Source organism: Arthrobacter sp. BC5, assembly GCF_056680255.1.
On the sequence record NZ_JBWXPX010000002.1, the window covers coordinates 44,509 to 58,779 of the forward strand.

The window sequence follows — 14,271 nt, forward strand, 5'->3', positions numbered from 1 at the left end:
TGCGGGCACACCCAGTATGCCGTATACCCCCGGGGGTAATCAACAAACCCCTGGGGGTATACAATGGTTGTAGCGATCGCAACTCATGAGGAGACCCCAGTGCAACTCGAAACCACCGAACTGACCCCCGTTCTCAACCGGCTCAAGCGTGCCCAGGGCCAACTAGGCGCAGTGGTGCGCATGCTGGAAGAGGGCCAGGACTGCAAGGACGTCGTCACCCAGCTCTCAGCAGTGTCCAAAGCCCTTGACCGGGCAGGGTTCGCCATCATCGCCAGCGGACTGCAGCAGTGCCTGACGAACCCTGACGAAACCCTGAACAAAAAGGACCTCGAAAAGTTGTTCCTCTCCCTGGCCTAACCAGGACCCGGACCTGACAGGCTGGGAGTCTCCACGCCGCCGAACACCTATCGAAGGAGCCGAGCATGACCTACACGAACGCCATCACCGTCTCGCTGCCCTATGCAGAGGCCCTAGCACGCACCCGCCAGGCCCTGGCTGACCAGGGATTCGGCATCCTGACCGAGATCGATGTCAAAGCGACCTTCACCACCAAGCTGGGCGCAGAAGCTGGCGAGGCAATCGGTGACTACGTGATCCTCGGGGCCTGCAACCCCAACCTGGCCAGCAAAGCCCTGGCAGCTGAACCCGAACTCGGCGCCCTGCTGCCATGCAACGTCGTGGTCCGCAGCATCGACAAGGAAAACACCACGGTCGAGGCCATCGACCCGCAAACCATGGTCCAACTCAGTAACAGCCCCCAAGTGGGGTGGCTTGTGAAAAAGTGAAATATCCGACTAAGGGTTGTGACTGTTGGAGATACTTGGCGGTGTTTTATGGAGTTAAGTGGCAGGGTGCACTTGTGAAAGCGCACACGGCAGGCTGAATCGCCTATCTTCTCGCAGCGTGCGTAGGGACGTGATTGACGTGCTCGCCGGGTGGGGCTGCGGTCTTCAGTGTGGGGCCGGGGCGGTCGTCGCGTCGCTTGCCATAGTGGCATCGCGCGGAGTCTCGCCCCTCGCCAGTAACGGGACGACGCGCACGAGTACGACCATGGCGATCAGCTCCACGAGTGTTTGGGTGACCACGGCTAGAGGAGCGATGCTGAGCGACTCAGGCAGGGCTAGGGCGAGAGGCAGCACGACGAGCGAGTTGCGGGTCGATACCGAGAACATAACCGCCCGCGTGGCTGACACATCGAGTCGAGCAACGCGTCCTGCGATCTTGCCGACCATGACAGCGATAACGACGAATCCGATGTAGAGCGGCAGAACGCGCGCGAGGACAAGGACCTCGGACCCGACAGCAGCAACCTGGGAACCGATCACCACGGCGAGAGTAATCATCATCAGCGGCACCATCGCACCGGCCATAAAGTCCTCCGTGATCCGGCCAACCCGATGTCGTCGAGCGATAGCTTGCACGATGGCCGCAGCGCCAAGTGGAGCGATGATGAGCACGAGGAAAGCTTCAAGGAACGGTCCGAGCTCGACAACCGCCAGGACATCCGATCCAGCGAAGAGAAACAAATAGACCGGCAGCAGGAGCATTTGCGCGAGCATCAGGAAAGGAGCGGCCGCCAGGAGCCGTTCGCGGGCTCCACCTGCCAGACCGGTGAAGACGATAACGTAATCGATGCAGGGAGTCAGCAGCACCAGCAGCACCCCAAGCATCAAACCGCGGTCATCCGCGACGAAGCGAGAGAGCCCGTAGGCAATCGCCGGGACGACGACGAAATTCGCCACGAACGCGGTGCCGAGGAATCTCACGTCACGAAATGCCCGCCCTACCTCGCCTAATGGAACGCCGAGGAACGTAGCGAACAGCAACAGTGCCAGCACCGGGTAGATGGAGTGCTCCAGCGTAGGGGCGAGCTGCGGAGCGGACAGGCCGACGACCGCGCCGATCGCGATCGCGACGACATACAGAGGGATCTGGTACTTGTCCCACCACTGCACCACTTGACCCATATCTACCGTGCTCCCTCGTTCAATTCGTTTAGTTAGTTAGTCATTTTTTCGTTTGTGGTGGGCATGCTCGTCGTTCTTCCAGCAGCATGCATTCGCTGCGGCAGGACGCACCACTGTCCGGGCACGCTGCCACACGGCTGGTCGCTGCTGCGAGCCGGCCCCTCAACAGGATCAGTTTCGCCACGTACGCGTCGACCTCACGCAGCCGCTCGGCCAGTTTCGGCTGCAGGGCGTCGCGGATACCGGTGCAGGTATCCCCCTCGACCACAACCAGCAGCTCGGCGATCTCCGGCAGGGAGAGCTCCAGTTGTTTAGCGGCGTCTATGAATGCCAGGCGCTCCAGCACCCTACTGTCGTAGTCGCGATAACCGTTGGATTCCCGGCGAGCCTCAATGAGCCCGATCGTGTCGTAGTAGCGCAGCGTGGTCGCGGGGATACCTGACCGCGCCGCAACCTCTGATATGCGCATCCATCAAGACTAGACCTTCGAGTCGACTCGAAGGTCTAGTCTTGTCCCATGACGTATGTGATCGCACTGCCTTGTGTCGATGTGAAAGACAAAGCCTGTGTCGATGAGTGTCCTGTGGATTGCATTTACGAAGGACAGCGGATGCTTTACATCCACCCCGACGAATGCATTGACTGCGGAGCGTGCGAACCCGTGTGCCCGGTAGAGGCGATCTATTACGAGGACGACCTGCCCGAGCAGTGGGCCGAGTATTACAAAACCAACGTCGAGTTCTTCGACGACTTAGGTTCGCCTGGCGGCGCCGCGAAGGTAGGTCTGATACCCCGGGACCACCCCATTGTGGCCGCCCTGCCGAACCAAGCGGGCAACATTTCAAACTGACACCGGGCGACGGCCGCGACCAAGGCAGGTCCGCCCGGCGCCGAGAAAGTCGACGCCAAGAGGGGATCGACATACATGACGAGTTACTGTTTTGCGAACGATGGTTTCGGAACTTGCACACCATGAGCGGCTGAAATATTTACCGGAAAGCCCCGGCTAGGGCGGGGTCAGAGCCCGGAGTAGGAGTGGAGTCCTGCGAAGTAGACGTTGACAATGGTGAAGTTGAAGATGACGCAGAGGTAGCCGGTGATGGAAAGCCAGGCTGCTCTGGTGCCTTCCCAGCCGCGGGTCGCCCGGGCGTGGAGGTATCCGGCGTAGACGACCCAGATGACGAAAGTCCAGACTTCTTTGGTGTCCCAGCCCCAGTAGCGTCCCCAGGCAACTTCCGCCCAGATGGCGCCAGCCATGAGCGTGAAGGTCCAGAAAATGAAGCCGATGCCGTTGAGCCGGTAGGCCAGTTGTTCAAGGGCCGCCGGGGCAGGCACCAGACGCAGGAAACCAGACGACGAGGCGTTCTTTCCGGCGCGTTCCTGGCGGGTTTTGATGAGTTGAAGGATGGATAGGCAGAAAGTGAGTGTGAAGATCGCCGATGCGAGGACGGCGATGGAGACGTGGATGACGAGCCAGTAGCTTTGCAGTGCGGGCATCAAGGGCGCCACGGGTGTCGGGTAAACGAGTGTGCCGGTCATGAGCATGATCAGGGCGAGGCCGGTGATCAGTGTTCCGAGGAACCGCAGATCCCGAAAAAGGAGGATGATCAGGAAGACGGCGATGACCAGCATCGCGCCGGTAGTGGTGAATTCGTACATGTTGCCCCACGGCACCCGGTTCGCGGCGATGCCACGGGATACGACACCTGCCAGGTGGATCAGCAGGCCCACGGCGCTCACGGCGACCCCGATTCGGGCGGCTGGCCGTCGAAGCGGCGTGTAAGCCATGCTGTTCGGGGCATCTGCGGCGTGTTGGTCTTCGCCGCGGGAGTGTGTACCGCTGTGGGACCATTTGACCCCTGACGCCGCGACCGTGGACACGGAAACCGGCTCACGGGATTCTTCTGCGGCGAGCGATTCCGTGATCACCTTCTTTGCCCGCGTGAGGTCGATCGTGAAGGCAAGGAAAGCGACCGTGTAGGCCAGGGCAGCAAGGAGCATGAACAGTTCGCTGTAGTCGCCCAGTATCGGGTTGATGGGTGTCACGGTTTACTACCTGCCTCTTGTAGCTGGTTGTCGTGGGAGGTGCCGGTGACCCATTGTTCGGACAGGGCCGCACCGATTTTCAAGGCTTCCGTGGCGAGCCCATGGTCTTTTCCTCGGGCCAGGAGTCCGTATTCGATGATGGTCTGCCCGCCCGGATCGGTGCTGGCGCGGACCCAGGCTCGACGGCGGGCGATGCACAGCGTCATGATCAGCCCGATGAGGGCCAGTGACGTGGAGATCAGTGCCGCGGTTTTCCCGGGGTCGTAGACGATGTCCAGTGCGACGTAGCGTTTGAGACCGTCAAAGGTAATGGAACCTTTTCCCTCGGGAAGGTCATATGTTTGGTTCGCGCCGAGCACGATCCCGCCGTCGGGGGTGTCCCGCCCGTTTAGCTGCGTCAGGGCGGTGGTATCGAGCTGGTACACGTTCACGGGGTTTCCGTCGTCGAGCCCAAGGTCTCCGTAGTAGGAGTTCAGGTTCAGCTGGGGGTTGAACGGATCAGGATCCGAGCCGAACGCGACGCCGTTGTCGTCAACGACGGCGGTAGGCAAAAAGAAACCGACGAAGCCCAGCTGGTCTGGTTGGGCGTCGGGGGCTTTGATGACGATGTTCGAGTTGTAGGTAGCGTCCTGCGGCAGGGCCGGGACGGGTCCTTGCAGGGCGATGTTCCCCTCGCCGTCACGCACGGTGATCACGGGCGCGTAGCCGTTCCCGATGAGGTAGACGTTGGTTCCACCGAACCCGATGGGCTCATTGACCCGTAGTGTTTCGGCCTGCGGTTCGGCGTCCGGGGCCGCCCGGGTCGTCATGGAGGCGGTGAAGTCCAGCGGGTTGCCGTAGTTGGTATCGGTGCGGTCAAAGGTCACATCGAAGTCATCGAGCGTCAGGGAGAAGGGTTTGAGCCAGTCAGCGTTGAAGTTGGTGCCCGGGAAGAAGAAGTCGTACCCGATTTCCGTGTTGGTGAACCCCTCGTCTTCGATGATCAGTTTCTGTCCCCGATATCCGAAGAGCCCTCCCACCGCGACGGCGATGAGCACCCCGATCAAAGAGACATGGAACAGCAGGTTGCCCGCCTCTTTGAGGTAGCCGCGCTCGGCAGCAACCGACGGTGTTGCGCTTTCTTCGTCCTGTACCCGGACCCGGTACCCACGCCGGCGCAGCAAAACCGCCGCGTCGTGCACCGCCGAAGCTGGCGTGACTTTCGCCGAGGCTGGTAGGGCCACCGTTCCGTACTCGGGCATCCGGGAAAGCCTGCGGGGGGTGCGTGGGGGTTGGGACCGCAGATGCTTCCAATACACGCCGGCCCGCGGGACCACGCAGCCGATTAGCGAGATGAAAAGGAGCAGGTAGATCGCCGAGAACCACACGGAGGAGTACACATCGAAGAGTTGGAAGCGGTCCATCCACGGCCCGGTATCGGGATTATCCTGCAGGTACTGCGTGACCACTGCAGGGTTCGCCGGGCGTTGGGGGAACAACGACCCAGGTACTGCCGCGACGGCCAGCAGGAGGAGTAACTGCAAGGCGGTGCGCATGCTGGTCAGCCGCCGCCACGCCCACCGCAGCATCCCCACCAACCCCAGAGAAACCGGGGCCACGTCATTCTTCACATCCGGTGCCATCAGCAGGAACCCCTCACCAGGGTGGCTGATCCGGCCGCAAGCGGTTCCGTCAGGGCGAGTTCCCCGCCCTCACAGCACACGGTCGGCCGGCTACTAGTGCCGGGTTCACCCGCTACCGCTGGCAGTGCCCGAATCGACAGGACCGGGCTCACTGTTCGATCACCGCGTCTTCAATCAGCGCGTCGAGGGTACTCTTCTCGGCCAAACCGATAATCCGCCCGGCCACGCGGCCATGCTTATCCAGAACCAGCGTGCTGGGGACCGACTGCGGTGGCACATACTCCGACATGGTCAGCAGCGTTTGGCCGTCCTTGTCCGCAATACTCGGATACGTTATGCCGAAATTGCGTTCGAACGCTTCCGCGGTCGCCGCCTCGTCCCGAATGTTCACCCCGTAGAACTGCACACCCTTGTCCTGGTACTTCGTCGACAGTGCCTGCAGGTCCGGGGCTTCCACCCGGCACGGAGCGCACGCGGCGTACCACACGTTTAGGACCGTGACCTGGCCCAGCCAGTCGGCGGAATCAATCACGGTCCCGTCGTAGAGCTCGGCGCTCAGGTCCATCGGTTCCCCCCGGGACTCTGGAGCGTATTCAGTCACCGATCCGTCGCCGGCAATATAGTTCTCGCCCTCTCCAGCCTGGGCCTGGTCCGCCAACGTGTCATTCACCGCACAGCCGGACACCAGCAGGCTCACGGCCACCACGACGGCCATGACAGTTCCGCGCTTGTTCACCGACGCTCGGGCGGACGTGCTGTGCGGCACGATGGCCTCCTTCTGCTGGTACGTCACTGCTACCGTCCATCAATTCTACGGGGTGTAGAAGTCAGGGGTTGTTCTTGTCCTTGGTCCAACCGGCCATGCTTCACCTGGGAAGCGTTCCGGGTTTTCCCTGGGTCCTTTTCCTCGGCGGCGGGTTCATGCGGGGCGAATAGTGTTGAGATCGCTATGGTTGCTGCGCCGAGGGTGATGAAAACATCTGCGAGGTTGAAGGTGGGGAACCAGCCGGTGTGGAGGTAATCGATGACGCCGGCTCCGTTCATTCTGTCGATCAGGTTTCCTGCCGCGCCGCCGAGAACTATCGCCAAGCCTGCCAGTTGGAGGCCGATGCCGGCCCGGGAGGCCTGGTGCCATAGATAGCCGGCCAGGGCGGTTGTGATGATTCCGGTGAAACCCACGATGATCCATGCGGGCAGGGCCGCGCCGATGCTGAAGGCGACTCCGGTGTTATAGCCGAGGCGGATGTTGATGATTCCGAAGTCGATGATTTGGCCGTCGGCGAGCCGGTTTTCTATCAGGGCCTTGAGCGCGAGGTCCGCTGCGGCAAGGGCGGCGGCGAGTCCTAGCCAGAACAGACGGCGGAAGCGCCCGCTCAGTGGCTTGGTGTGGGTTGGTCCAGCATCGGGGCTCATGTGTTGATGTCCGCGGTGGTGCGGGACGGTGCGGTCTGAGGAGTCGGAAGTATTTTTCTGGTCCGTCCTGCGCGGATGCCGTTGCCGATGACGAGCACTTCGGCGAGTTCGTGAATGAGTACGACGGCGGCGAGGCCGAGTACCCCGAACAGGGCCAGCGGGATCAGGACAGCGATCAAAAGCAGTGACATTCCAACGTTCTGAAGCATGATGCGCCGGGTTCGGCGGGCGTGGTCGAGGACTTTGGGCAGGTGGTTGAGGTCCTCACCCATCAGGGCGATATCCGCTGTTTCGATGGCGACGTCGGTGCCCATGGCGCCCATCGCGATTCCGATGTCGGCGGTGGCCAGGGCTGGGGCGTCGTTGACGCCGTCGCCGACCATGGCCACCGGTTGGTGTTCCTGCAGGTCGCGGATAATCCGGGCCTTATCCTCAGGGCGCAAATCCGCGTGGACCACAGTGATACCTGCCTCTGCGCCCAGTGCGTTGGCGGTGATCGGGTTATCTCCGGTCAGCATGACCGTCCGGTATCCGGCCTGGGTGAGTCGGCCGATGACTTCTCGGGCCTCGGGGCGCAATTCATCGCGGACCGCCACGGCGCCGATGACGGCCCCGTTTTCTTCGATGAGTACCGCGGTCGCTCCGGCCTGCTGCATTCGTTCGACCTTGAAGCGTAGCGTTCCCGGATTGATCCAGCCTGGTCGGCCAAGACGGACGGCCACGCCGTTCAGCGTGCCTTCCACACCGGCCCCGGGCACAGAATTCACATCGGAGGCTTCCAGGGGTGTGCCGGCGGCGGCGAGGATGGCCCGGGCGAGGGGATGCTCACTGCGGGCCTCCAAAGCCGCTGCCACGGCAAGGACACGGTCCTCACCGCCCGGTGCGATGGCTGCGATCTCCACCACCGCCGGATTGTTCCGGGTCAGGGTGCCGGTCTTATCCAGGGCGATGGTGCGAATCTTGCCCAATGTTTCCACCGCGGCTCCGCCCTTGATGAGCACCCCGATCCTGCTGGCAGCACCGACGGAAGCGACCACGGTGACCGGCACCGAAATCGCCAGGGCACAGGGGGACGCGGCAACCAGTACGACAAGAGCCCTCTCAATCCACAGCAGCGGCTCCCCCACAATGAACCCGTAAATGGCAATCAGGGCCGCGGTGATCAGGATGCCCGGCACCAGCTTCCCGGCGATTGCGTCGGCCAGGCGCTGGCCGGGACCTTTGCGGGACTGCTCGGCCTCAACAATGTGCACGATCCTCGCCAGGGAATTGTTCTCGGCGGTGTTCGTGACTTCAACCTCAAGCGGGCCGGTGCCATTAATCGACCCGGCGAAGACCTCGGTCCCTGGCCCGGCCTCGACCGGAACCGACTCCCCGGTCAGCGCCGAGGTGTCCAGAGAGGTCCGGCCGGTGATGATCTTGCCGTCGGTGGCGAGGCGTTCACCGGGGCGCACCACCATCCGATCCCCGGGCACGAGCTCCGCCGGAGTGACTGTGGTCTCAACGCCGTGGCGCAGTACCCGGGCCTCATCGGGGACCAGATCCAGCAGTGCGCGCAGGCCCCGCCGGGTTTTTGCCAGTGAGTATTCCTCAAGGCCTTCGGAGATCGCATAGAGAAAGGCCAGCATGGCCGCTTCCTCGAACTGCCCCAGGGCGACCGCGCCAGCCGCGGCGATGGTCATCAGCGTCCCCACCCCGATCTTGCCCTTCGCGAGGCGCCGGAGCGTCGAGGGAACGAATGTCCAGGCGGCAATCAGCAGGGCCGTGATCTCCAGCGGCAGTGTCAGCCACGCCGGACCGCCGGCCAGTGACGCGACCCACGCCACCAGGAGCAGCACACCGGACACCGCAGCCGCCCGGACCTCGCTCACTTGCCAGAACCCTACGGCTTCTTCTTCTTGTGTTTCCTCGGTACTGGTTTTCTCGTCGCTGCAGCCGCAGGCGTCGCTCATTGTGCGTTTCCCTTTGTCAGGGCGGCGCTGGTGCTGCCGGTGCCGTAAATCGGGCACAGGCTAACCGCATTGCCGGTGGCGGCGAGGAGGACCTCGGCCTGGGCGAGCATATCCATCAGCTCCGGACGGGACAGTGAGTAGTACACGCTGCGGCCCTGGGCCCGACCTTCGACGAGGCCGCAGTCGCGCAGGCATGCCATGTGCGCCGAGACCGTGGACTGCGCCAGGCCCAGCTCACTGGTGAGGTCACCGACCCGCACCTCGCCACTGACCATGCGCTGCACGATGCTCAGCCGTATTGGGTCGCTCAGGGAATGGAAGAGTGCCGCCGCGGGATCGAGTTGACCGCAGGCGTCCGTTGGAACCTCAATTTCAATCGTCACATCCCGATGATAGCGGAGATTCGTGGTGTCATCGTCGATACTGGTTGGCTCAAAGTATCTGAAAGCGGGGGGTGCGTCCCAGCACTCGAACATCGGGAACAAGCACATCAGTCGTTATCGGCGTACGGGAACAATCGTTTGCGAGACACTCCCAAGGGGGTCATGCGGAGTAGCGTGTGAATCGCAGCGGTAAGTGGCGTTGTTTGCGCGGAATTCAGTGGCCGATGAGGAGTGCTTCGCGGGCGGCGTCGACAACCTCGGGGGTGAGTGTGTCGAGGTTGTTGAGGGCCTGGATGCGTTGGATTTGGGTGATGAGTCGATCAACGAGGCGGAAGTTCCCGGCGGTGATGCGGACGATGGTCGCGATCGCGGTGGTTTGTGCGAGGGGGTCGGTTGTTGTGGTGCTGGCGGGGAGTCGTTGGGTGAGGACGGCGGTGAGCTCCTCTGGGGTGAGTGGTCGGTATTCGTGGGCGAATCCGATGCGGCTGTAGAGCTGGGGGTAGCGGGCGAGTCTTTTCTCGATGCCGGGCATCCCGATGAGGATGACGCCCATGTGGTGGCGGTCGAAGTAGTCGCGGACTTGTTCGAGGCCAGTGGCCTTGAGCCGGTCAGCTTCATCGATGATGAGGAGTTCGGTGCGGCCACTCGATCGGGATTCGGTGTGGACGTAGGGGTCGACGACGCCGTGTTCGGCGTAGTCGACTGCGAAGGAGATCTGTTGGCAGGCTTTCGGGAGGCCGGTGTCGATTTGCCGGACGGTGGCGGCGACGGTGGGGGTGAAGAACGCTGTGCGCGCTTGGAGGACCGCGGGCGGCACGGGGCCGAGCTGGTCGGCGAACAGGGTGTGCCATTGTTCCCAGTCGTCGGCGGCTGCGTAGTGCCGGGCGGAAAGGGTTTTGCCGATGCCGGGCGGTCCCCAGCACAGCCCGATGTAGCGGTGGGTTCGGACGGCGTCGGCGAACTCGGTGAAGCGGCGGTGCTCCCTGGTACTGAGGAAAGGGGGACGGGTCGGTAGTGGTGGGGCGTCGTCGTTGACCTCGGCGAAGTCGCCGGTCAGGAAGCGGCGGCCGTCGTCATCTTTGCCGAAGAGGACTGTGTGCTTGGCGTTAGTCGGTCGCATAGAGACGCAATCTGTTCTGTCGGGGAGCTACCTCTACGGGCGGCGGCGCTGGAGTGGATTCCGCGTCGCTCGAGTCGGTCAGCCCGGTCAGGTGTGATGGATCGATCGGTGTGTAGCGGGTGTCGGTAGGGAGCGCGTCAGCGAGACTGCGGCGTTGCTGGAGTTGCTGTTTGAGCTCACGCCGGCGCGTGGCGCGGGCAGCCCGGAGCTCCTCTAGGGAGACGTGTTCGGCGGCGAGCTCGGGGGCGATAGCGCGGCAGAGGTACTCGTTGTTGAAGTAGACGCGGATTTCGCCGACGTCGCGGGGGGTGAAGCGCACGGTGACATGCTCACCGACATAGGCGGCGAGGATGGGTGAGATGTATCGGGTGGAGGCGAACTGCACGCCGTCGCGCTGCACTTTCCGGGTGGCAGCTGCAGTGAGGAGGAGCAGGTCTAGGTCTTCGGGCCGGGCGGGGCTGCGCGGGATGAAACCGGAGGAGGCCCAACGGTGTGCGGGTGTGTCGCCGGTCTGGGAGTGATTGCGCTGGTTGTACTCGGTGACGATGAAGCGTTCAAGGATCCCGTCGAGTTGCTCGAGATTCAGCGACGGCGGTGAGACGGGTTTCCCGTTCGTGCCGTGGGGGATGTACCCGGGCAGGTGGGGCAGCAACTCGGTGGTGATCGTGCCGTAGAAGCGTTCGATCTTCCCGCGGCCCTGCGGGACGCCGACCTGTGAGTGGATGAGCTGAATGTGGGTGTCGAGGCACACCTGTTCGAGTCGGGCGGAGGTGAAGTCGGAGCCGTGGTCGCTGTAGAGGACATCGGGCAGACCGGACACAGGCCAGGCGGGATGCGTCTTGCGGTTCACGGCCTGATGCAGTGCCAGGGCGGTCTGCTCGGCAGTCGGGGCACCGAGGAACACGGTATAGCCGGCGACAGCACGCGAGTAGTCATCGAGTACGACGGTCAGCCACGGCCGCGCCGGGTCGCCGGCCTTGTCGAGGATCATGACGTCCAGCAGCGTGTGATCGGCCTGCCACTGCTCGTTCGGGTGGTCCGCGGTGCGACGGAAGGCCAGTTCGAACCTGTCCCGGTATGCGGCGTCCCCGTGATGGGCGAGGGTCCGCAGGCCCGGGTCGATGCCGGCGATGATCGCCCGGACGGTGGAATAGCTGGGCGCCGGGAGCCCGCGGTCGCGGGCGATGTCGGCTACCCGCCGGTGGATGAAGGCTTTGCTGGGTTCGGGCCGGCGAAGCGCCAAACCCTCGATAGTTTCCACGAGCTCTGCGGGAAGCCGCCTTCTACCGCGGTCACGCCGACGGGCTGGCCGGAGGCTGGTCGACGATGGATCGGTCCGGTACGTGCTGGCCCAACGGCTCAATGTCCGTAACGGAACCCCCGACTCCGCGGCGACACGGGTCCACGGAACGCCCTGGTCGTGCTGGCGCAGCAGGTCGATCTTGTCATGGACGCTGCGCCGCACCTCGGTCGTCCGCCTCTATGCCCTGACGTCTTCGCCGAGATGGCGGTAGATCGTCCCACGCGAGACCCCGAACGTCTCCGCGATCTGCTGCACCGTGTATGTCTTCTCGTCATACATGGCCCGCGCCTGACGGATCTTCGTCGTACTCATCTTGATCCGCCCACCACCTTTACGCCCGCGAGCCCGCGCTGCAGCCAGGCCGTCCTTCGTACGCTCCACGATGAGATCGTGCTCGAACTCCGCGATCGCCGCGAGCATATGGAAAAACAACCGCCCGCCCGGAGTCGTCGTATCAATACCCTGCGAAAGCGCCTTCAACCCGACGCCCCGCTTCTCGAGCCCATCCACGACTTCCTTCAGATTCCGTACCGACCTGCCAAGTCGGTCGAGCTTCGTCACGACCAGGGTGTCACCGGCACGCAGATAGTCCAGCGCGTCATCGAGGGCTGGCCGCTTCGCAAGAACGCCGGAGGCGTGTTCGATGAAGACCTTTTTGCACCCGGCAGCTTCGAGCACATCGGTCTGACCGTCGAGATTCTGCTCCCGGGTCGACACGCGCGCATAACCAACAGCTGCCATAGCCCGAAACTGTACCGCGAACGTCGGTGACAGTACATAGGTCTCGGACACGGCCCATGGAACACGACGCACCGTTCCGAGTCCTCTTGCTGTTAAGTGTCTTATGGACGGTCGTTCGCGGACGCTGGCCGCGAATTGCTCCGTATGAGCGTAAAGATCTGGATCCGCGGCTCAGGATGAATGAATTCCTCGGTGCCTCAACAGGGACGCCCTTCGCGTGGCTCTGTGCGCAGCAGTTTCGATGGCTTCGCCACTATCCGGTGACCAGAGCTTTGAGGAGGGCGGCTGCCAGGCATAGTGCGGCCAGGGCCAAGCCCAGGATGAAGGTCTGAGGAACTACCCGTTCGCTTCGAAGATGTGCTACTACCCATCCCAGGCTGCCCAGTCGGACGACTGTGATGAGGATTGCCAGTTGCAGCGCAAACTCCGGGTCAATCCAGCCCACCAGTGCGGCGGTCATGAGAAGTGCGGGGCCGACCGCGGCTGATGCTATCGGTACTGCATGCCACGCCTCACGTTTGAGGTGCGACGTGGTTGCTTGGTCGGGTGCCGCTACCCGGATTCCGACGTGTTCGGCCAGCACGTGTGCGATGAAGGTTGAAGCGCCAGTGCCGATGATGTAGGTCAGAGCTTTGAAGGTGAGTAGGTCCTGTGGGTACAACGCGATAAGCGCAGCAAGGATCAGAATGTCCCCGTACACGAAAGCTGTGATCCTGCCCGAGGCGTCTTCCCTGCTGAGCGGCCGCTTCGAACGCAGGTGGAAAAGCTGATAGACCGAATCCCGGACAAAACGATATGTAGACCTCTTCAGGTGGTCCTGGTTCACAAACTGCTTCGCTCTCTCGTGTGTGGTGTCACGCGTGTGTCGACGCGATCGCCGAACGTCAGTGCACCGGAACCCGCCCTGCGTCGTCTGCCGTGCAGAAAGGGTTGTGGAAGACGCGATGGACGCATATCGCGTGGTCTCGCTGTTGATCTCCAGAATCCTGCCAAAGGCAGTGATGTAGAAGCGCAGCGGGTGCGACAGGTCTGAGGACAGATGAGTTAGGGCATATAGGGAGCGTAGTACGGTAGGGAGTCATCAAGGACAGGCACCAGTACGGTGAAGGAACCGCCCGCGTGAGTGACGGTCATTGGCACTACTGACCCTGCATCAGCGCCGGCTCGCTCAAAGATAAGCGGACCCGCACTCTCGAGACGAACCGAGTTCCTGCCGCGGACTAACATCCTTTCGGCTTCTCCCGCCACGGTGATCTCGAGCATAAGGTCCTTATTACCATCGTTGATGATGGTGCCCAGAACACGCCCAGGCTCCTCGGCGGACTCGCCAACAATCAGAATGTTCTGCAATCGGACGTTTCCGCTTGATTCGTGCACTCCGTTACTGGAGGAGTCTTTCATCCCTGTACCAATTGGGTTCGTGAACGAGCACCCACACAACGTCATTCCGAGCACTACAACACCGCCGATCGTTACAGCAGACTTAGCTCTTGTTCTCACCTGGGCTTGGAAGGCTCCTACACGCCGCGCTACGACCAAGGCATGATTGTGAGCTCGATTCCAAGGGCCAGGTAAAGGTGAACGCGGGTGCTGGGCCCTTGAGGTGGCGGCGGTCCATGTGCGGTCAGAACTGTTCACGCGAGCCTACTTCCAGTCAATTACTGCACCCGCTGGAGGTCTATCCCAGCCGCAGCATGCAGTCCTGTCCGCCGAAGAGTGCAGGG

General features: G+C 62.7%; 15 protein-coding genes. 3 read left to right on the forward strand and 12 right to left on the reverse strand.

Features of this window, described 5'->3' with window-relative positions; all coding sequences use genetic code 11:
* Positions 1-99: 99 nt before the first annotated feature.
* On the forward strand, positions 100-357 hold the full coding sequence (locus tag AC1MFI_RS17755; protein ID WP_120149995.1) for a metal-sensitive transcriptional regulator: 258 nt from the start codon (positions 100-102) through the stop codon (positions 355-357).
* 65 nt (positions 358-422) lie between these two features.
* The gene (locus tag AC1MFI_RS17760) at positions 423-785 is read left to right on the forward strand and encodes a DUF302 domain-containing protein (protein WP_479821055.1); all 363 of its coding nucleotides are present in this window, start codon (positions 423-425) and stop codon (positions 783-785) included.
* 165 nt (positions 786-950) lie between these two features.
* Here the strand turns inward: AC1MFI_RS17760 and AC1MFI_RS17765 are convergent, their stop codons facing one another.
* Together AC1MFI_RS17765 and AC1MFI_RS17770 are read right to left on the reverse strand one after the other, a co-directional pair.
* The gene (locus AC1MFI_RS17765) at positions 951-1,967 is read right to left on the reverse strand and encodes an arsenic resistance protein (RefSeq protein ID WP_479821057.1); all 1,017 of its coding nucleotides are present in this window, start codon (positions 1,965-1,967) and stop codon (positions 951-953) included.
* Positions 1,968-2,007: 40 nt separating this feature from the next.
* Positions 2,008-2,436, reverse strand: a complete 429-nt coding sequence (locus AC1MFI_RS17770; RefSeq protein ID WP_479821058.1) for a MerR family transcriptional regulator — start codon at positions 2,434-2,436, stop codon at positions 2,008-2,010.
* A gap of 48 nt (positions 2,437-2,484) precedes the next feature.
* Here AC1MFI_RS17770 and fdxA point away from each other — a divergent pair, with 48 nt between their 5' ends.
* Complete coding sequence (gene fdxA, locus AC1MFI_RS17775; RefSeq protein WP_479821059.1) at positions 2,485-2,817, forward strand: ferredoxin; 333 nt, start codon at positions 2,485-2,487, stop codon at positions 2,815-2,817.
* A 167-nt stretch (positions 2,818-2,984) separates the two neighbouring features.
* On the opposite strand, the gene ccsB is transcribed toward fdxA, so the two are convergent.
* The 10 genes from ccsB to AC1MFI_RS17825 form a co-directional block, all read right to left on the reverse strand.
* Positions 2,985-4,013, reverse strand: a complete 1,029-nt coding sequence (ccsB, locus tag AC1MFI_RS17780; RefSeq protein ID WP_479821060.1) for a c-type cytochrome biogenesis protein CcsB — start codon at positions 4,011-4,013, stop codon at positions 2,985-2,987.
* The gene (resB, locus tag AC1MFI_RS17785) at positions 4,010-5,635 is read right to left on the reverse strand and encodes a cytochrome c biogenesis protein ResB (RefSeq protein WP_479821062.1); all 1,626 of its coding nucleotides are present in this window, start codon (positions 5,633-5,635) and stop codon (positions 4,010-4,012) included. Before resB ends, ccsB begins: the two co-directional genes overlap by 4 nt.
* Before the next feature lie 148 nt (positions 5,636-5,783).
* A complete protein-coding gene (locus tag AC1MFI_RS17790) occupies positions 5,784-6,350 on the reverse strand; it encodes a TlpA family protein disulfide reductase (protein WP_479821284.1) in 567 nt (188 codons plus the stop codon).
* Positions 6,351-6,430: 80 nt separating this feature from the next.
* Positions 6,431-7,048, reverse strand: a complete 618-nt coding sequence (gene lspA / locus AC1MFI_RS17795) for a signal peptidase II (protein ID WP_479821063.1) — start codon at positions 7,046-7,048, stop codon at positions 6,431-6,433.
* Complete coding sequence (locus AC1MFI_RS17800) at positions 7,045-9,000, reverse strand: heavy metal translocating P-type ATPase (protein WP_479821064.1); 1,956 nt, start codon at positions 8,998-9,000, stop codon at positions 7,045-7,047. Before AC1MFI_RS17800 ends, lspA begins: the two co-directional genes overlap by 4 nt.
* Entirely contained in the window at positions 8,997-9,383 is a 387-nt protein-coding gene (locus AC1MFI_RS17805; protein WP_479821065.1) for an ArsR/SmtB family transcription factor, read from the reverse strand. The genes AC1MFI_RS17800 and AC1MFI_RS17805 overlap by 4 nt, the downstream gene beginning before the upstream one ends.
* A 214-nt stretch (positions 9,384-9,597) precedes the next feature.
* Positions 9,598-10,503, reverse strand: coding sequence for an AAA family ATPase (locus AC1MFI_RS17810; protein WP_019483745.1), 906 nt, complete (start codon positions 10,501-10,503; stop codon positions 9,598-9,600).
* Entirely contained in the window at positions 10,490-11,764 is a 1,275-nt protein-coding gene (locus AC1MFI_RS17815; RefSeq protein ID WP_479821066.1) for a transposase, read from the reverse strand. Before AC1MFI_RS17815 ends, AC1MFI_RS17810 begins: the two co-directional genes overlap by 14 nt.
* Positions 11,765-11,983: 219 nt before the next feature.
* Positions 11,984-12,547 (reverse strand): recombinase family protein, encoded by a 564-nt coding sequence (locus AC1MFI_RS17820; RefSeq protein ID WP_024475803.1) that lies wholly within the window; start codon positions 12,545-12,547, stop codon positions 11,984-11,986.
* A 253-nt stretch (positions 12,548-12,800) separates the two neighbouring features.
* Positions 12,801-13,373 carry a hypothetical protein gene (locus AC1MFI_RS17825; RefSeq protein ID WP_019483742.1) on the reverse strand — a complete coding sequence of 191 codons (573 nt, stop codon included), beginning with the start codon at positions 13,371-13,373 and terminating at the stop codon, positions 12,801-12,803.
* Between the last annotated feature and the right edge of the window lie 898 nt (positions 13,374-14,271).

What these genes read in the sequence shown, in the direction of transcription:
- AC1MFI_RS17760 (WP_479821055.1), top strand. Translation starts at nt 423, where the DNA reads ATGACCTACACGAACGCCATCACCGTCTCGCTGCCCTATGCAGAGGCC.
- AC1MFI_RS17765 (WP_479821057.1), bottom strand. Translation starts at nt 1,967, where the DNA reads ATGGGTCAAGTGGTGCAGTGGTGGGACAAGTACCAGATCCCTCTGTAT.
- AC1MFI_RS17770 (WP_479821058.1), bottom strand. Translation starts at nt 2,436, where the DNA reads ATGCGCATATCAGAGGTTGCGGCGCGGTCAGGTATCCCCGCGACCACG.
- fdxA (WP_479821059.1), top strand. Translation starts at nt 2,485, where the DNA reads ATGACGTATGTGATCGCACTGCCTTGTGTCGATGTGAAAGACAAAGCC.
- resB (WP_479821062.1), bottom strand. Translation starts at nt 5,635, where the DNA reads ATGGCACCGGATGTGAAGAATGACGTGGCCCCGGTTTCTCTGGGGTTG.
- AC1MFI_RS17790 (WP_479821284.1), bottom strand. Translation starts at nt 6,350, where the DNA reads ATGGCCGTCGTGGTGGCCGTGAGCCTGCTGGTGTCCGGCTGTGCGGTG.
- lspA (WP_479821063.1), bottom strand. Translation starts at nt 7,048, where the DNA reads ATGAGCCCCGATGCTGGACCAACCCACACCAAGCCACTGAGCGGGCGC.
- AC1MFI_RS17800 (WP_479821064.1), bottom strand. Translation starts at nt 9,000, where the DNA reads ATGAGCGACGCCTGCGGCTGCAGCGACGAGAAAACCAGTACCGAGGAA.
- AC1MFI_RS17810 (WP_019483745.1), bottom strand. Translation starts at nt 10,503, where the DNA reads ATGCGACCGACTAACGCCAAGCACACAGTCCTCTTCGGCAAAGATGAC.
- AC1MFI_RS17820 (WP_024475803.1), bottom strand. Translation starts at nt 12,547, where the DNA reads ATGGCAGCTGTTGGTTATGCGCGCGTGTCGACCCGGGAGCAGAATCTC.